Source organism: Demequina zhanjiangensis (genome assembly GCF_030418315.1).
GTDB lineage: Bacteria > Actinomycetota > Actinomycetes > Actinomycetales > Demequinaceae > Demequina > Demequina zhanjiangensis.
Genome location: NZ_JAUHPV010000001.1, coordinates 1 through 16,316 on the forward strand (window position 1 = coordinate 1; position 16,316 = coordinate 16,316).

Genomic DNA, 16,316 nt, shown 5'->3' on the forward strand with positions numbered 1-16,316 from the left:
CCCACCCCGACCCGGCGGCTGTCGCGGCCACTACCCCCGTTGACCGCGGCAGCCGCCACCTCGTTCTCCCCAGCCCCCCGACATCTCTGGAGCATCATGCGCACGTCACTTGTCGCCACAGCTCTCGCGACGATCGTCGTGCTCGCTGGCTGTTCGGCGGGCGATGCCTCCGAACCGGAGCTGGACGTCTCGACTCTCCCGGTCGCAGCTGCGGAGGAGCCGACCGTTCCCGAGATCACCGCCCCCGTGATCACGGGCCCGATCGCCGTCTCCGGCTCCTCGCCCGAGGAGGCGATGCCCGAGCCCGAGGTCGCCCCGACAGGCCTCAGCGTCCCTGGACTCGGCCTTGGCATGCGCATCGTGCCCGTGGGGGTCGATTCGGACGGCGAGATGGAGGTGCCCGAGTCAGCCGACATCGCGGGCTGGTACAGGTTCGGGCCCGGCGCGACCGCTGGGGAGGGTCACGTGGTGCTCGCCGCCCACGTGGACGACCCCTCCGGGCTGGGCCCCTTCGCGAGGCTTCGAGACATCGACGAGGGCGAGCGGATCGTCATCGCGGCCGACGGGGTCCGACGCGAGTATCGAGTGTCCCGCATCGAGCAGACTGACAAGCAGGACGTGGACCTCGACGCCGTGTTCTCCCGTGCCGGCGAGGAGCGGCTGGTGCTCGTCACCTGCGGAGGCTCGTTCGACTGGGATGCTCGCAGCTACTCGGACAATGTCATAGTGTGGGCAGAGCCGATGGAGGACGCCTCATGAGCCTCGCGGTCCGACTCGACACCGACGGGGGTGAGCCGATGGTCGCCGACCTTGCCGTCGACCCTGCTCCCGATCCCCGCGAACTCGCGCGCCGCTTCTCTGCCGGAGACGACACTGCGCTCGAGGAGCTCTACCGCGACGTGTCGGCCCTGATCCATACCCTTGCACTCCGGGCGCTGCGGAACGCCGCGGACGCGGAGGACGTGACGCAGGCGACGTTCGTCTCGGCCTGGAGAGGCCGAGACGGCTTCGACCCTGATCGCGGGGACCTCCGAGGCTGGATCGTCGGGATCGCGAAGCGGCGCATCGCCGACGCGCTCGATGCGCGGAGTCGCGAGTCGCGTCGCCTCGCGGCGGTGAAGGACGTCGCGGAGCCGGCGGTGTCCGACAGGGAGGCCGACGCCGTCGAGATCGCCTACGACATCGAGGCGCTTGGCGATCCACGACGCACCATCGTGTCGCTCGCGTTCTACGAAGGCGCCACGCATCAGCAGATCTCCGAACGGCTCGACATGCCGCTCGGAACCGTGAAGAGTCATCTGCGCAGGAGTCTCATGACCCTGCGGGAACGATGGGAGGTGAACGATGCCCAGGCATCCTGAGGAGGAGGCGCTCGCCGCGCTCGCGCTGGGCGACGGCACCCCCGACGACGCCGTCCACGTCGACGGCTGCTCGACCTGCCGAGCCGAGGTCGACGCCTACGTGGACGCGATGGCCCGCGCCGTGGGCGCAGGTCCCGTGACCCTCGTCGCGCCGCCCGCGCGCGTGTGGGAGGCGATCCAGGACGAGCTCTCGGAGGATCAGGGGTCGCCCGGCGCATCGCCGCAGACCGTCTCTGCGACCGTCGGCGCTGCGCCGACCCTTGAAGGCTCGGGCTCGGGCTCGGGCTCGGGTGCAGGAGCGGCAGACGAGCTCGCCGCCCGCCGCGCGCGCCGTATGCCCCGCTGGGCCTTCGCAGCGACCGCGGCTGCGGCCGGCGTCGTGGTCGGCGCATTCGGCGTCTCGCTGCTCGGCGGCGCGGAGCCCGGCCTGCAGGGCACCGTGGTGGCCACGGCTCCGCTCGCGGCGCTCGCGGACGACGCGCCCGCCGGGACAGCGGAGGTCGTGCAGCGCGAGGACGGTACCGAGGTGCTCGTGATCGACACCGACACGGCGTCCGTCACCGACGCCTATCTCGAGGTGTGGCTGATCGACACGTCTGTCGAGGGGATGATCAGCCTGGGCCCGCTCACGGGCGGCCACGCGGAGCTGGAGATCCCCGCAGGCTTCGACGTCGCATCGTTCCCGATCGTGGACATCTCCGTGGAGCCGCTCGACGGCGTGCCGACCCATTCGGGCGACTCTGTCACGAGGGGGGTGCTCGGCGCGCAGGCCTGAGCCGAGCGGCCCGTGTGCCGAGCGCTGAACCTTTCGCCGAGCGGTCAGCCTGCGCTGAGCGGGCCGGTCGAGAGCGAGTCCGTGGTGCGGTCGATCAGTGTCCGCAGCGCCAGGTAGGAGGTCACGATGGCGACCGCCGAGAACGTGAGCCCCATCGTCGCGAGAGCCGTGCTCGCGAAGAGCGACGCCTGGAACCACATGACGTTGGAGAGCACGAAGCCCGCCCACCAGCGCGCGCGCACCTGACGGAGCTCTTCCACGTGCGACGTGAGAGCGCGCATCGCGAGGAAGGGCCCGAACCATGCGTAGATCGGGATCAGCCACGGCACCCAGATCTTCCACGTCTCAGGCACCGCCGCACCCCGCGCCGCGAGGACGTCGCGCACCGCGATCATCCACGCGCACAAGAGGATCCACCCGCCGACCGCGGTCACGAGCGTCAGCGCGTCCAGCACGATCGCCTCCGCGCCGAGCGACACCAGGCCTGACGTCGACGCGATCAGCGCGAGCGCACTCAGCACGATCGCGCCGGTGTGCGCGCCCGTCCAGGCCTTCGCGAGACCTGCGGCGCGGAGCACCGTGGCGGCGAGTTCGGGGTGAGGCTGCGCGGGGACGGCGCCGTCGTGGCCCTGAGCGGGGTCGGAGGAGGTGTTCTCTGAAGAGTTCATGTGCGTCCCTGGTGCGGCGCGACGTCGTTGCCACGCGGTGTCAACCGACAGTAGCGCACGATTTCGGGGAGGCCTGCCTACCCTGGGGATATGGAGATCCTGCGAGATCGAGCCGACGCGGGACGGGCGGTCGCGCGGCTCCTGGAGCCGCTGCTCGCGGGCGACGACGCGCTCGTGCTCGGCATCCCGCGCGGCGGAGCGGTGGTGGCCCGGTCGGTGGCCGATGCGCTCGATCTCGAGCTCGACGTGCTGGTGGTGCGCAAGCTCGGCGTCCCGGGTCATGAGGAGTTCGGCTTCGGTGCGATCGGAGAGGACGACGCGCAGGTGCTCGATCAGGCGACGCTTGCGATGCTCGGCATGGGTGAGACCGTGATCGAGACGGTGATCGCGCGCGAACGTGCCGAGCTGGAGCGCCGCGTCGCGACCTACCGCGGGGGCCGTCCCGCGCCGCGGGTGCGCGGTCGCACGGTCGTCCTCGTCGACGACGGGATCGCGACCGGCGGCACCGTGCGCGCCGCGATCGCCGTCTGCCGCGAGAGGGGCGCCGCCCGGGTGATCGTCGCGGCAGGGGTCGCACCGCCTGAGGTCATCGAGTCGCTCTCGCATGAGGCCGACGCGGCGATCGCCGTGCTCGTGCCGCGCAGGTTCGAGGCCGTGGGGCAGTGGTTCGAGGACTTCAGGCAGACCACCGACGACGAGGTGGTCGAGGCGCTCCTGCGCGTGTGACGGCTGAACCAGCTCAGGACGACGGCGGGGTGGGGGCGCTCGGGGCGTCGGCCTGTGAAGGCGCTGTGGCCTCTGAGTCGGGTGCACTCGCCGTCGCGGGAACCGGGGCCGGCTGTGCAGGCGCGGGAGGCGCCGAGGGGCGGCGCGACCTGCGCGAGCGGACGATGCCGACGACGATCAGCACGATGATGGTGCCGACCGCGACCCAGGGGAGCAGGACGCCGACGACCACCAGCCCGACCGAGACGGCACCGACCAGTGCCTCCCAGCCGTCGACCAGGCCCTCCCAGAAGTTCGACGGGGTGTCGTCGTCCACGACGACGACCACGGGCTCGGTGGTGAGCGAGAGGTAGATCGTGGACAGCGACACCTGGTCGTTCAGGCCGCGCTGCTGCGCCTCGAGGCTCTGGAGCTGCGCCTGACGGCTCGACAGCTCGTCCTCGAGGTCGATGATGTCGCTGATGTCCTCCGCCTCGGCAAGGAGGCCCTCGATGCGCTCGGTCGACGCGCGCAGCGTGGAGATCCTCGCGTCGAGGTCGGTCACCTCGGTGCTCACGTCCACGCTGTCGGTGCTGAGCTCGTCGATGGTGCCGAGCGTGCGGAACCTCTCGATGATCGCGTCCAGCTGGTCGGCAGGGATCCGGAGCGTGAGGGTGGCCTGGCCGCCGAAGTCCTCGTCCGGGGCCACCTCGCTGCGTCCGTCGACGCGTCCGCCGGAGGACTCGACGATCATCACGACCTGGTCGGCCGCGGCGACCGGCTCGTCGACCGTCATGTAGATCGAGCCCGTGACGATGACGGACCTGTCGGCGCTCGGCGCCTCGGCCGCGTCGTCGGCCATCGCCTCCTCGCCGGCGTAGTCCTCGGCCACGGCCGCGGCGTCCACAGAGTCGGCACCGCCGTCGTACCCCATCGACTCATCCGCGGAGGACGAGCAGCCGGCCAACACCGTCGCGGCCGCGATCAGCACTGCGATGACGCCGGCGCCACGCGCCCTGCGTCGCATTCCCCCCGGAAGTGCGCTCATAGTCCTCATGCTAGGGAGACGCTCAGCCCGGCAGAAGCGTTGGGCGGTCACGATACGGGCGCGTTTAGATCACGGAATCATCGCTGATACGGCGGATGATCGCCTGCAGCGCGAGCCACGAGACGACGATCGCGATGGTCTCGACGACGAGGGTGGAGGCGTCGTGCTCCGCATGGCCGCGAAACGAGAGCTGATTCGCCACCAGCCAGGGAAGCCACCACGCGAGCAGCAGCCCGATACGCACCGGGCGCAGGAGCTCCAGCTTCGAGATCGTCTTCGCGGGGGAGAAGAGGGAGACGACAGGGATGAGCCAGGCGAACCAGATCCACGCGTTGCTCGGCAGCCTGGTGCCTCTCTCGCGCCGTGCCTCAGCGACCCTGCATGTCCACTCCGACAGGGCGATCCATGAGACGACGCCGGCGACCATCGAGAGGAGGTACGGGTTGTCCGAAGGCCTCTGTCCGGCGATCAGGTAGTAGCCGTTCGTGCCGGCCCAGAGGAACGCGTAGGCGGCCGTGGCCCAGATCGCGAGGGTGCCCTTCTCCGCCCTCTGCCGCACAGGTGCGGCGACAGGCGTACCGGGCTGCTTTCGCGCAGCGTCGTCCCCCATGGTCATGCGTTCCCCCTGGTGATGCCGTCCCCAGGGCCACTCTACGCGTGCCGCTAGGGCCGCTGCGAGAACCTCTCGAGCACGTCCGAGTCGCCACCGACCACCAGGATGCAGTCGGGCGTGATGAGGGTGTCGCGGCCGCCGTACTCGAAGTCCTCGCCGGGCACCTTCACGCCGATGACCTGCAGGTCCCACTTGCTGCGAAGGTCCAGCTCCTCGAGCCGGAAGTTGTGGGTCTCTCGCGGGGGTCTCATCTTCACGATCGCGAAGCCGTCCTCGACCTCGATGTAATCGAGCATCTTGCCGCCCACGGAGTGCGCGACGCGGGTGCCCGACTCGGATTCGGGGAGGACGACGCGGTGGGCGCCGATGCGCAGGAGGATGCGCTTGTGCTCGTTCGAGATGGCCTTGGCCCAGATCTCGGGGATGCCGACGTCGACGAGGTTTCCGGTGATGAGCACGGAGGCCTCGAGCGACGTGCCGACGCCCACGACGGCGGCCCCGAAGTCCGAGGCGCCGATCTGCTCCATCGTGCGCGGATCCGTCGCGTCGGCCTCCACCACGGGGAGGCGCTTGGACCAGCGTTCGACGAGGTCGGCGTCGCGCTCGACCGCGAGGACCTCGACGTCCATGTTGTCCAGCTCGTCGGCGAGCGCGGATCCGAAACGTCCCAGGCCGAAGACGAGGACGCCCGACGAGGTGGTGTCGTTGCTAGCCAATGAGGGGCCTTTCTGACGGGTAGCGGATCACTCTGCGCTGCTTGTTCAGCGCGAGCGCCGCCGCGATCGTGACGGAGCCGAGACGCCCCGCGAACATGAGCACGGATGTGAGGTGCTTGACCGCGTCGGGCATCTCGGCGATCTCGTCGCCCGAGAGCACGGAGAGTCCGCACGTCGCATATGCCGAGACTACTTGGAACAGGACCTTGTCGAGCGTCCAGCCCAGGTGAGCGGTCCATGCGAGCATCAGGCCGGCGCCGATCAGCACGAACGTGAGGCCCACGAGCGTGACCGCGACGGCGAGGCGCAGGGTCTCGGTACCGATGCGCTTGCCGAAGGCCTCGATGTCGCGGCGTCCGCGCGCCTCCGCGGCGACCGCCAGCACGAGCACGGCGAGCGTGGTGACGCGGATGCCTCCTGCGGTGCCGCCGGAGCCGCCGCCGATGAACATCAGCACCTCCTCCAGCAGCCACGTGTGCTCATACATGCCTTCATGGCTGATGGCCGCGAACCCGCCGGAGCGCTGGTTGATGCTGCCGAAGAAGACGGTGATGAGCTTGGTGCCGAGGTTCTCCGGGCCGAGCGAGTTCGGGTTGTTCCACTCGAACAACGCCAGCAGGCCCGCGGACACGAAGCTGAGGATGACCACCATGACGAGCGTCAGCTTGGTGTGGAGGCTCCACATGCGCGGCGTCTTCCACGCCCTGATCAGGTTCAGGTAGACGGGGAAGCCGAGCGCGCCGATGAAGACGCCGATCGCGATCGGCCCGCTCACCCACGGGTCGCCCGCGTACTCGACGATCCCCGTGGGGTTGGGCACGAAGCCCGCGTTGTTGAACGCGGACACCGCGTAGAAGACCGCGTGCCACGCAGACGTGAGGATCGGCAGCCCGTCGATCACGAAGCGCGGGAAGAGGATCAGCGCGATGATCACCTCGACTCCCGTCGAGACGATGATGATCGTGCGCAGCAGCTGCTTCACGTCGCCCAGACCGCCCGCGCGTGCCTCGTCGGCGGCGAGCATGCGCTGCGTGAGGCCCAGGCGACGCGACACCGCGAGGCCGAGGATCGACGCGAGCGTCATGATGCCGAGGCCACCCACCTTGATGCCCAGCAGGATGACGACCCTGCCGAAGTCCGACCAGTAGACGCCCGTGTCCACCGTGGTGAGTCCCGTCACGCAGACGGCGGACGTCGCCGTGAAGAGCGCGTCGGCGAAGTCCGCCCGTTCTCCCGAGGCGGTGGCCCAGGGCAGGGACAGCAGACCGGTGAAGATCAGGATGACGGTGGCGAACACGCTCATCGCGAGCCGGGCAGGCGACCGCAGGGCGACATCGTCGATCCAGTCGCCGAGGGCCTCGCGAAAATCGCCCAGCCTGCTCATCCACGTCCCCTCGCGCGCTCGCGGGCGCGCATGCTCTGCGGTGCGGGCCCCGCAGACGCAGAGCCGTGGGCCATCGTAGCGACGGTCCTCACCCCACTATCGGCACTTTCGTTCGCCTTCACAACTGTCACATCAGCCCCTACAGTGGAGGGAGCATTCAGCCGATATCTGCGCTGGATGAGCTGAAGGAGACACCTGGACATGGCCGACGAGAACGCGCCGCGCACCACCTTCCTGACCGTCGCCGAGGTTGCGGACATGCTTCGCGTCTCGCGGATGACGGTCTACCGGTGGGTCCACGCGGGAGACATGCCCGCAGTGCGCTTCGGCCGATCCTTCCGAGTGCCCCAGGCGGCGGTCGACGAGTTCATGCAGCAGGCCCAGCTCACGGGCGGCATCCAGACCGAAGATGACGACAGGTCCGCAGGCGCGGTAGGCTAGTCCACTGTCTGTCGCGTCCTGCGCGCAGGACGCCCGTCAGTTAGCCGATCTCGAGGGAGGGACCCATGGGTTCCGTCATCAAGAAGCGCCGCAAGCGCATGTCGAAGAAGAAGCACCGCAAGCTCCTTCGCAAGACGCGCCACCAGCGCCGCAACAAGAAGTAGTCGCAGCAGAGCGTCGCGCCCACGCGCGTCGCGCCTGACGACCGGAAGCCCGCATCGCCTCACGGCGGTGCGGGCTTCGTGCTTCTCGCCGCGTGGAGCTTCTCGGGGCTGCGCGCAGGGCAGGGTGGCCGTGGCGCGGCGCGACGAGCGCCGCCGGGAGCTGGCGCGAGGAGGCTACGACTCGTCGGCCTGCTGGCCGCGCCCACGCGTGAACGGCGCGCATGCGGCGCGCTTGATCCCGCGCAGCACCGCCATGAGCGCCCATACGGATCCGGTGAGCGAGGCGCGCACGATGCCGCGTCGGCCCTCCTTGTTGCGTCCGCGGAAGTCCTTGACGGGCCACTTGCTGCGCTTGGCGTGGACACGCAGCCGCCGGTCGGGGTTGATGGCGCACGGGTGGCCGACGACCTCGAGCATGTGGGAGTCGTTCATGGAGTCGCCGTACGCGAAGCAGCGGTCGAGCGCGAGCCCGCGCTCGTCGGCGAGGCCCTTGACCGCGTCGGCCTTGTGGTTGCCGTGCAGCATCGACCCGACGAGCACTCCCGTGTAGTAGCCGCCCTTGTGCTCCGCGATGGTGCCGAGCGCGCCCGTCGCGCCGAGTCGTCGTGCGATCAGGCGGCCGATCTCGACGGGGGAGGCCGTGACGAGCCACACCTCGTGCCCTTGGGCACGGTGCTCGTCGATGATCGCCTTGGTACCGGGGAAGATCCGCAGGGCGAGGACCTCGTCGTAGACCTCCTCGCCGATCGCGTTCATCTCCGCGACCGACCATCCCTTGACGATCGACAGCGCCTCCTGGCGGACGGACGCCATCTGCTCCTTGGACTCGCCGAAGATGTTGTACTTGAACTGCTCCCAGGCGAAATGGATCAGATCCCGGTTGCCGAAGTAGCCGCGCTGCTTCAGCCCCCGCGCGATGTGGAAGGCACTGGCACCGCGGATGATCGTGTTGTCGACGTCGAAGAACGCCGCGATCCGCGTGCCAGGCTCGGGGGCGGGCTGACGGGCAGTCACCCGACCCACTCTAGCGAGACGCGGGCACCCCTCAAGGACCCGTGTGCGAAGCAGCACTCCCTCTTGCGCACGAGGACCTCGGGGCCAGGACATCCTCGCGAGGGGAACCTATCCTGGGCGCATGAGCGAGCGAGTCGTCCTCTACAGCCGTCAGGGCTGCCACCTCTGCGATGAGGGCAGGGGGGTGGTGCAGGCCGTCTGCGCCGAGCTCGACGTGCTCTGGACGGAGGTCGACATCGACGCCGATCCGGAGCTCAAGGAGCGCTACGGAGACGAGGTTCCCGTGGTCGCGGTCGACGGCGAGACGGTGGCCTTCTGGCGCATCGAGCCGACGCTGCTCGCCTCCGCGCTGGCCAAGCACGACGCCGACTGACCCTCGCTCGGCGGCCCGCACACCCCGGCGGGTACCGAAGAGCCTCGCGCGCGGGTGACAATGGGCACCATGCCCGTCGTCCATCTGCTGCGCCACGGCCACGTCCACAACCCCGAGAAGGTGCTCTACGGGCGCCTGCCCGGATTCAGGCTCTCGGACACGGGCCAGGCGATGGCCCGTGCCGTCGCCGACGATCTGAGGGCTCGCGGCGTCGACATCCGGCGTGTGGTCGCCTCCCCGCTGCAGCGCGCGCAGGAGACGGCGCGTCCGATCGCCGAGGCGTATGGCCTCGAGATCGACACTGAGCCGCGGATCATCGAGGCGGGCAACATCTGGGAGGGCTCGCCCCTGCCGTCGGGCCCCAAGGACCTCCTCAGCCTCAAGTCCCTGTGGCGCCTGCGCAACCCGTTCCGGCCGTCGTGGGGCGAGCCGTACAAGGAGCAGACGGCACGCATGTGGGCCGCGCTGCGCGACGCGGCCGCCACGACCCCGGACGGCGAGACGATCATGGTGAGCCACCAGCTGCCGATCTGGGTGGCGCGCTCCACGTTCGAGCACCGCTCGCTGGTGCACGACCCGCGCTCGCGTGAGTGCGGGCTGGCGTCACTCACCTCGTTCACCTTCGCCGACGGCGAGGCGGTCTCCATGGAGTACCGCGAGCCTGCCGCCCACATCGAGGTGCCTCGATGAAGCGAGGGTCCCGCCTGATCATCCTCGCCGCGATCGTCCTCGCGATCGTGCTCGCGCTCACCGCCTGCGCGCCCGAGGATGCGCCGCAGTCGCCCGGCTACGTGAGCGGCGACGGCACCGTCACGATCTTCTCGGACGACGACCGCGCCGACCTGCCGTTGACGGGCACCGCCTTCGATGGCACGGAGATCGACGTCGCCGACTGGCGTGGCGAGGTGGTGGTCATCAACACCTGGTACGCGGCCTGCCCGCCGTGCCGTGCCGAGGCGCCCGATCTCGCCGCTCTGGATGCCGAGGACGGCGTGCAGCTCGTCGGGGTGAACTCGCGTGACGGCGCCGAGACGGCCGACGCCTTCGACCGCACCTTCGGGATCGAGTACCCGAGCATCGACGACAACGATGGCGGCGCGACCGCGCAGCTCCAGGGCGTCATCGCGATCAACGCCGTGCCGACCACGCTCGTCCTCGACCCTGAGGGCCGCCTCTACGCCCGCGCCGTCGGACGCATCGAGCCCTCGACGCTGCGCTCGCTCGTCGAGGAGGCCGCGGCGGCCACCGGGCTCGAGCTGTCGCTGACCGACGTCCCGAGCGCCTCGCCCGCGGCCCAGGAGACCGCGTGAGCGTCGCCGCCTCGCTCGGCGGGGACCTCGCGCAGCAGATCCTCACCGGATCGCTGCTCGTCGGCATCCCCATCGCGATGCTCGCCGGCCTGGTCAGCTTCGCCTCGCCCTGCGTCGTCCCGCTCGTGCCCGGGTACCTGGGCTACGTGTCCGGCATGGCCGGCGCCGGCGTCGGCGCGAACGGCGGCCGGACCGCGGCCTCGCGCCCGCGACTGATCCTGGGCGCCCTGCTCTTCGTGCTCGGCTTCTCCGTCGTCTTCGTCGGCCTCGGCTTCCTCGCCTCGTCGGCGGGCGCGCAGCTTCAAGCCCAGATGGACGTGCTCACCAGGGTGCTGGGCGTGGTGATCATCGTCATGGGCTTCGCCTTCATGGGCGCCATGCCGTTCCTCCAGGCGGAGCGGCGCATCCATGTGAGCCCGCGCGCGGGACTCGCCGGCGCCCCGCTGCTCGGTGCCGCGTTCGGGCTCGGCTGGACCCCGTGCATCGGTCCGACGCTGTCCGCGGTGCTCACGCTCGGCCTCAACGAGGCGTCGCAGACGCAAGGCGCGATCCTCGCGTTCGCCTACTGCCTGGGACTGGGCCTGCCCTTCGTGATCCTCGCCGTCTGGTTCGAGCGCTCGGGCAAGGTGCTGGGCTGGCTGCGGCGCCACAGGCTCGCCCTGATGCGCGTGGGCGGCGCCCTGCTGATCGTGCTCGGCGTCGCGCTCGTCACCGGGCTGTGGGATCGCTTCACCGGGCTCCTGCAGGGCTGGATCGACGGCTTCTGGGTGGCGATCTGATGGCCCGGATGAAGATCGACAACTATGCGATCGCCGACGCGCCCCGGCTGGGAGTCAAGGGCTGGGGGCGGTGGATGTGGCGGCAGGTCACGTCCATGCGTGTCGCACTGATCCTCCTGCTGCTGCTCGCGCTCGCGTCGATCCCCGGGTCGGTGCTGCCGCAGTGGCCGCAGAACGCCGCGAACACGCGTGCCTTCATCGAGCAGAACGGGTGGTGGGGGCGCTTCCTCGACGCCACCGGCTTCCTGGACGTCTTCGGCTCGGCCTGGTTCACGGCGATCTACGTGCTGCTGTTCGCGTCGCTGATCGGCTGCATCCTGCCGCGCGTGCGCGTCTACTGGCGCAACCTGCGCTCGCCGGTGCCGCCCGTGCCCGCGCGGCTCGACCGCTACGAGAACCGCGACGAGGCCGAGACCGCGGACGTCGCCGCCGCCTTCGAGTCCGCCAGGTCCCACCTCATCCGTCGGCCTGCGAGCTCGCTGCTCGGCTGGCGGGTGCGCGTGGACGAGCGGCCATCGCGGCAGGAGGGTGTCGAGACGGAGCTCGCCCTGTCGGCCAACGGCGAGGGCCTGCGCGAGCTCGGCAACCTGATCTTCCACCTGTCGCTCGTGGGCATCCTCGCGGCCGTCGCCGTCGGATCGCTCCTCACCTACCGTGGCCAGGCGATCATCGTCGAAGGCGACTCGTTCACGAACTCCGTGGTCGACTACGACTCGTTCAGCTCCGGCAACCTCTTCCGCGAGTCCAGCCTCGAGCCGTTCCGCCTGACGCTCGACGAGCTGGACGCCGCCTTCAACGTCCAAGGCCTCGCCGAGGACTTCACCGCGCACGTCACCCTGCAGGAGCCCGAGACGGATCCGGTCTCCACGCAGATCCAGGTCAACCGGCCGCTGCAGGTCGACGGCGGGAAGATCTACCTCCAGGGCAACGGCTACGCCCCTGAGATCACCGTGGTGGACTCCGACGGCAACGTCGCCTTCTCCGACGCCGTGCCCTACCTGCCTCAGGACGGGGTCTACACGTCGACCGGCGTCGTCAAGGTGCCCGACGTCACCTCCGGAGAGCAGCTCGGCTTCCTCGCCACGCTGCTGCCGACCGCCGCGGACAACGGCGAGACGCTCGTGTCCGCCCACCCCGACCTCGCGAACCCGATGATGCTGCTGCGCGGCTACTCCGGCGACCTGGGCCTCGACACAGGCATCCCGCAGAACGTGTACGTCCTCGACGAGTCGCAGCTCAGCCCGATGCGTGACGAGGCGGGGAACGTGTGGTCCGTCGCGCTCGTCCCCGGGCAGACGGTCGAGCTGCCCGACGGCCTCGGAACGTTCACCTGGAACGACACCCCCCGCTATGGCGCCTTCGACCTTCGCGCCGACCCGTCCCTGCCGTGGCTCCTCGCCGCGTCCATCGGGGCGCTCGTGGGGCTCGCCCTCAGCCTGTTCGCTCCCCGGCGCAGGCTGTGGCTGGTCGCCCCTCTCACGCCCGCTGCGGGCGGGGAGACTACAGTGGTGCGCGCGGCCATCATGGCGCCCGCCCACGACGCCGGGGCCGTAGACGAGATGCGTCGGGTCCTCGACGCGGCCACCGGCCGCGTCCGGCGCGTCGAGGAGGAATGATGTCCCCCCAGCTCCTGTCCCTCGTGACGCTCTGGGCCGCGGCGGCGCTCTACGCCATCGCGATGGTCGCCTGGTCGATCCGCCTGTCCCGCGTCGCCGACGAGCGCATCCAGGCGCGTCAGGGCGCCGGCGCCGCGTCGTCGACCACCGCTGAGGCCGCCGCTCCCGCGAAGGAGCGTGTCGCCGTCGGTGGAGGAGACGACGCCGCAGTGGCCGCCATGGCCTCCGGCGCCACCTCATTCGTCGTGGACGACGGCGACGAGACGGATCTTCCGCGTCGCTCGGGGGCCGACCGCGCCCTCGGTGCCGCACGCGCCGCCATGTACTCCGGCCTCCTCCTGCACCTCGTCGGGCTGATCGCGCGGGGTCTCGACTCCGGGCACGTGCCGTGGTCGAACATGTACGAGTACACGATCACGGGCTCGTTCGTCGCCGTCGCCGTGTTCGGCATCGTGCAGGCGCGCCGCGACTGGACGTTCCTGGGCGCCGGCGTGACGGGCTTCGCCACGATCGCGCTCGGCATCGGCCTCACGGTCCTGTACGCCGAGTCGACAGGTCTGAGGCCTGCGCTGCAGAGCTTCTGGCTCGTCATCCACGTCGCGATCGCGATCATCTCCACCGGAGTGTTCATCGTCGCTGCCGTCGCGACCACGCTGCAGCTCCTGCAGTACGAGCGCACCGACGGCGAGCGCGAGCTGACCGGGGGAGCGATCCGCCGGCTCGGGATCCGCGTCCGCAACGGCCTCGCCCGCTGGACCCAGCGCGCCACCTGGTTCGAGGCGATCCCCTCCGCGCAGAAGCTCGAGGCGGTCGCGTTCCGCCTCAACGCGGTCGGCTTCGTGCTGTGGACCTTCACCGTCATGGCAGGTGCCGTGTGGGCCGAGCACGCGTGGGGCCGCTACTGGGGCTGGGACCCCAAGGAGGTCTGGTCGTTCGTGATCTGGGTGCTGTACGCGGCCTACCTGCACGCGCGCACCACCCAGGGCTGGCTGGGCCGACGCTCGGCCTGGCTGTCGATCGCCGCGTTCGTCGCGCTCATCATGAACTTCACGGTGGTCAACCTGTTCTTCCAGGGCCTGCACACCTACGCGTGACCGCGGCGGGCCTGAGACCGGGCCCCGACGCTCCCGTTAGGCTCGACGCGTGAAGATCGCGTTCGTGCTCGACGACAGCATCGCCAGGCCCGACGGGGTTCAGCAGTACGTCACCGCCCTCGGCGCAGCCCTGCAGGGAGCCGGCCATGACGTCGTGTACGCGTGCTCGGGCGACGTGCGCGACGACCTTCCCGCCGTCTCCCTCACCGCCAACATCGGTGTCACGTTCAACGGCAACGGCCTGCGCACTCCGAGGCCCGCGTCACGTCGCCTGCTGCGCGAGTGGCTCGAGCAGGAGCGGCCCGACGTGATCCACGTCCAGATGCCGCACTCACCCGTCTTCGCAGGACGGGTCGTGCAGGAGGCTCGACGCGTGCTCGGCGACAACGTCCGGATCGTCGGCACGTTCCACATCCTCCCCGACGGCAAGGTGAGCGAGCTCGGCACGGCCCTCCTGGGCAGGATCCTCCGGCGCAACCTCCAGCTGTTCGACGCCTTCTCCGCCGTCTCCGAGCCCGCGGTCGGGTTCGCCAAGCAGGCGTTCGGCATCGACTGCACGCTCGTGAGCTGCCTGGTGGACGTGGACGCGTTCCGTGCCGAGGCAGCCCGCCCGCGGCCCGTCGACGATGGCTCGCGGCCTCTCACGGTGTCGTTCCTGGGCCGCTTCGTGGAGCGCAAGGGGGTCCGGGAGCTGATCGAGGCGGTGTCCGCGCTTCCGCCCGAGTCCCGTGATCGGATCCACGTGCGCATGGGCGGACGCGGGCCGCTGCTCGGCTCCGTCGAGGCGCTCGTCGCGGAGGAGGGCCTCGAGAGGGAGATCTCTCTCGAGGGCTTCGTCGCGGAGGAGGACAAGGCACAGTTCTACGCCGACGCGGACATCGCCGTCTTCCCGGCGACAGGCGGCGAGAGCTTCGGGATCGTCCTCATCGAGGCGATGGCAGCGGGCGCGGGGGTCGTCGTCGGCGGCGACAATCCGGGCTACAGGTTCGTGCTTCAGGACGACGGGGTGCTCGTCGACGCGCGCGACACCCGCGCGTTCTCGCTCCTCCTGGAGCTGCTGATCTCCGATCCCGAGCGCCGCGCGGCGATCCACGCGTCGCAGCAGCGCCGTGTCCGCGACTTCGACGTGCCTGTCACCCTCGCCGCAGCGCTCGAGCTGTACGGCGCCTGAGAGGCCGTACGCCGCCCCTCACCTGAGGCGTTCGGCGACGGCGCGCGACGTCCACGCGCGGCCTCAGCCCTTGTCGCCCTCCTCGAGGCGGCGACGGCGCTCCTGCTCGCGCAGCCAGATCAGGTACTCGGGATCGTCGTCGGGCGCGACCGCCCTCGGCGCGGGCCTGCGTGCCGAGGAGCCGCCGTTCACGAACTTGAGGAACAGCCACGTGCCCGCACCGATGTACGGGAACAGCAGGATGATCACGATCCAGGCCCATCGCGGAAGGCGGTACGGCTCAGAGTCGGGGTGCTGGATGGCGTCGGCAAGGCAGTACACGACCAGCGCGATGTACGCCAGGAACAGGATGACCCGCATGGAGCGTCACTCTAGACCCCGGCAGCCACCCGCGCGCGGGAACGAAGGGCCTGGTGTGGACTACTTCGGCGCGCCGCCCTTGCCGTCGCCCTTGCGACGCTTGGTGCGCTCCTCGAGCCACTTGAGGTAGGCGGTGTCGTCGTCGGGAGCGCGAGGGCCAGGCTCCGGCTCCACGGGGTCCTCGCCGAACGGGTCCACGAACCTCATGAACAGCCAGGCGGCAGGACCAAGGAAGGGCAGGAGCACCACGATGAGGATCCACGCCCACTTGGGGAGCCGGTGAGGGCGCGAGTCGGAATGCTGGACGATCTCGACGATGCAGTAGACCGCCAGAGCCACCGCTGCGAGGTAGGGGAGCGCACGCATGATCTGGACACTCTAACCCGCGGGTATCGTGTGGCCGCATGAGAGTCCTCGCCTACTGGGCTGCACGGACCGGCATCTTCCTCGCGGTCGCCGGCGTCCTGTGGCTTCTGAACGTCCTCGACGTGGTCACGCTCCTCATGGCGATGCTCATCGCCTGGGCGATCGGCTACGTCGCGCTGCCCGGCATGCGCGTGCGCGCGCAGGCGCAGATGGAGGGCTGGGTCAACCGTTCCGAGAGGGGCCTGCGCGAGCTCGACGCGGAGGAGGACGACGAGGCCGAGGGGCGGTAGCCGCCGGCTTCATCGAATCTTCACAGGAACCCTCTGAAGGCTCCACCTGCGCCTGATGTCCTGAGGAT

General features: G+C 70.1%; 22 protein-coding genes. 14 read left to right on the forward strand and 8 right to left on the reverse strand.

All coding sequences use genetic code 11. From position 1 onward, the window contains the following. Window positions 1-96 precede the first annotated feature (96 nt). The 3 genes from QQX04_RS00005 to QQX04_RS00015 are packed head-to-tail and all read left to right on the forward strand — an operon-like array spanning window position 97 to window position 2,136. The gene (locus tag QQX04_RS00005) at window positions 97-759 is read left to right on the forward strand and encodes a class F sortase (protein ID WP_301124935.1); all 663 of its coding nucleotides are present in this window, start codon (window positions 97-99) and stop codon (window positions 757-759) included. Continuing rightward, the gene (locus QQX04_RS00010) at window positions 756-1,361 is read left to right on the forward strand and encodes an RNA polymerase sigma factor (protein WP_301124937.1); all 606 of its coding nucleotides are present in this window, start codon (window positions 756-758) and stop codon (window positions 1,359-1,361) included. The genes QQX04_RS00005 and QQX04_RS00010 overlap by 4 nt, the downstream gene beginning before the upstream one ends. Next, window positions 1,345-2,136 (forward strand): anti-sigma factor, encoded by a 792-nt coding sequence (locus QQX04_RS00015; protein ID WP_301124939.1) that lies wholly within the window; start codon window positions 1,345-1,347, stop codon window positions 2,134-2,136. The genes QQX04_RS00010 and QQX04_RS00015 overlap by 17 nt, the downstream gene beginning before the upstream one ends. Window positions 2,137-2,180: 44 nt before the next feature. Here the strand turns inward: QQX04_RS00015 and QQX04_RS00020 are convergent, their stop codons facing one another. Next, a complete protein-coding gene (locus QQX04_RS00020; RefSeq protein WP_301124941.1) occupies window positions 2,181-2,804 on the reverse strand; it encodes a hypothetical protein in 624 nt (207 codons plus the stop codon). Window positions 2,805-2,894: 90 nt separating this feature from the next. Between QQX04_RS00020 and QQX04_RS00025 the strand changes: the two genes are divergently transcribed. Next, window positions 2,895-3,530, forward strand: a complete 636-nt coding sequence (locus tag QQX04_RS00025; protein ID WP_301124943.1) for a phosphoribosyltransferase — start codon at window positions 2,895-2,897, stop codon at window positions 3,528-3,530. Window positions 3,531-3,543: 13 nt separating this feature from the next. Here the strand turns inward: QQX04_RS00025 and QQX04_RS00030 are convergent, their stop codons facing one another. The 4 genes from QQX04_RS00030 to QQX04_RS00045 form a co-directional block, all read right to left on the reverse strand. Then, window positions 3,544-4,557: a DUF4349 domain-containing protein gene (locus QQX04_RS00030; RefSeq protein WP_301124945.1), complete on the reverse strand. Its 1,014-nt coding sequence runs from the start codon at window positions 4,555-4,557 to the stop codon at window positions 3,544-3,546. Between the two features lie 64 nt (window positions 4,558-4,621). Beyond that, on the reverse strand, window positions 4,622-5,173 hold the full coding sequence (locus tag QQX04_RS00035; RefSeq protein WP_301124947.1) for a hypothetical protein: 552 nt from the start codon (window positions 5,171-5,173) through the stop codon (window positions 4,622-4,624). A gap of 47 nt (window positions 5,174-5,220) precedes the next feature. After that, window positions 5,221-5,886: a potassium channel family protein gene (locus QQX04_RS00040; RefSeq protein WP_301124949.1), complete on the reverse strand. Its 666-nt coding sequence runs from the start codon at window positions 5,884-5,886 to the stop codon at window positions 5,221-5,223. Beyond that, window positions 5,879-7,270 carry a TrkH family potassium uptake protein gene (locus QQX04_RS00045; protein ID WP_301124951.1) on the reverse strand — a complete coding sequence of 464 codons (1,392 nt, stop codon included), beginning with the start codon at window positions 7,268-7,270 and terminating at the stop codon, window positions 5,879-5,881. The genes QQX04_RS00040 and QQX04_RS00045 overlap by 8 nt, the downstream gene beginning before the upstream one ends. A 201-nt stretch (window positions 7,271-7,471) precedes the next feature. Here QQX04_RS00045 and QQX04_RS00050 point away from each other — a divergent pair, with 201 nt between their 5' ends. Both QQX04_RS00050 and QQX04_RS00055 read left to right on the forward strand, forming a co-directional pair. Beyond that, entirely contained in the window at window positions 7,472-7,711 is a 240-nt protein-coding gene (locus tag QQX04_RS00050) for a helix-turn-helix domain-containing protein (protein ID WP_301124954.1), read from the forward strand. Between the two features lie 65 nt (window positions 7,712-7,776). Further along, entirely contained in the window at window positions 7,777-7,875 is a 99-nt protein-coding gene (locus QQX04_RS00055; protein ID WP_005504750.1) for a 30S ribosomal protein bS22, read from the forward strand. Window positions 7,876-8,049: 174 nt separating this feature from the next. Here the strand turns inward: QQX04_RS00055 and QQX04_RS00060 are convergent, their stop codons facing one another. Then, window positions 8,050-8,889, reverse strand: coding sequence for an HAD family hydrolase (locus tag QQX04_RS00060; protein WP_301124957.1), 840 nt, complete (start codon window positions 8,887-8,889; stop codon window positions 8,050-8,052). A 121-nt stretch (window positions 8,890-9,010) separates the two neighbouring features. Between QQX04_RS00060 and QQX04_RS00065 the strand changes: the two genes are divergently transcribed. The 7 genes from QQX04_RS00065 (at window position 9,011) to QQX04_RS00095 (ending at window position 15,232) form a co-directional block, all read left to right on the forward strand. After that, window positions 9,011-9,262 (forward strand): glutaredoxin family protein, encoded by a 252-nt coding sequence (locus tag QQX04_RS00065; protein ID WP_301124959.1) that lies wholly within the window; start codon window positions 9,011-9,013, stop codon window positions 9,260-9,262. Between the two features lie 69 nt (window positions 9,263-9,331). Further along, the gene (locus QQX04_RS00070) at window positions 9,332-9,952 is read left to right on the forward strand and encodes a histidine phosphatase family protein (protein WP_301124961.1); all 621 of its coding nucleotides are present in this window, start codon (window positions 9,332-9,334) and stop codon (window positions 9,950-9,952) included. Continuing rightward, the gene (locus tag QQX04_RS00075) at window positions 9,949-10,572 is read left to right on the forward strand and encodes a TlpA family protein disulfide reductase (protein WP_301124963.1); all 624 of its coding nucleotides are present in this window, start codon (window positions 9,949-9,951) and stop codon (window positions 10,570-10,572) included. The genes QQX04_RS00070 and QQX04_RS00075 overlap by 4 nt, the downstream gene beginning before the upstream one ends. Then, complete coding sequence (locus tag QQX04_RS00080; RefSeq protein ID WP_301124965.1) at window positions 10,569-11,351, forward strand: cytochrome c biogenesis CcdA family protein; 783 nt, start codon at window positions 10,569-10,571, stop codon at window positions 11,349-11,351. The genes QQX04_RS00075 and QQX04_RS00080 overlap by 4 nt, the downstream gene beginning before the upstream one ends. An 8-nt stretch (window positions 11,352-11,359) precedes the next feature. Continuing rightward, the gene (gene resB / locus QQX04_RS00085; protein WP_301124967.1) at window positions 11,360-12,967 is read left to right on the forward strand and encodes a cytochrome c biogenesis protein ResB; all 1,608 of its coding nucleotides are present in this window, start codon (window positions 11,360-11,362) and stop codon (window positions 12,965-12,967) included. Continuing rightward, the gene (gene ccsB / locus QQX04_RS00090; protein ID WP_301124969.1) at window positions 12,967-14,061 is read left to right on the forward strand and encodes a c-type cytochrome biogenesis protein CcsB; all 1,095 of its coding nucleotides are present in this window, start codon (window positions 12,967-12,969) and stop codon (window positions 14,059-14,061) included. Before resB ends, ccsB begins: the two co-directional genes overlap by 1 nt. A 49-nt stretch (window positions 14,062-14,110) precedes the next feature. Beyond that, window positions 14,111-15,232 (forward strand): glycosyltransferase family 4 protein, encoded by a 1,122-nt coding sequence (locus QQX04_RS00095; RefSeq protein WP_301124971.1) that lies wholly within the window; start codon window positions 14,111-14,113, stop codon window positions 15,230-15,232. Between the two features lie 63 nt (window positions 15,233-15,295). On the opposite strand, the gene QQX04_RS00100 is transcribed toward QQX04_RS00095, so the two are convergent. Both QQX04_RS00100 and QQX04_RS00105 read right to left on the reverse strand, forming a co-directional pair. Beyond that, entirely contained in the window at window positions 15,296-15,592 is a 297-nt protein-coding gene (locus QQX04_RS00100) for a PLD nuclease N-terminal domain-containing protein (RefSeq protein WP_301124973.1), read from the reverse strand. Between the two features lie 60 nt (window positions 15,593-15,652). Beyond that, a complete protein-coding gene (locus QQX04_RS00105; protein WP_301124975.1) occupies window positions 15,653-15,958 on the reverse strand; it encodes a PLD nuclease N-terminal domain-containing protein in 306 nt (101 codons plus the stop codon). A 38-nt stretch (window positions 15,959-15,996) separates the two neighbouring features. Here QQX04_RS00105 and QQX04_RS00110 point away from each other — a divergent pair, with 38 nt between their 5' ends. Continuing rightward, a complete protein-coding gene (locus tag QQX04_RS00110; protein ID WP_301124976.1) occupies window positions 15,997-16,248 on the forward strand; it encodes a DUF4229 domain-containing protein in 252 nt (83 codons plus the stop codon). Window positions 16,249-16,316 lie beyond the last annotated feature (68 nt).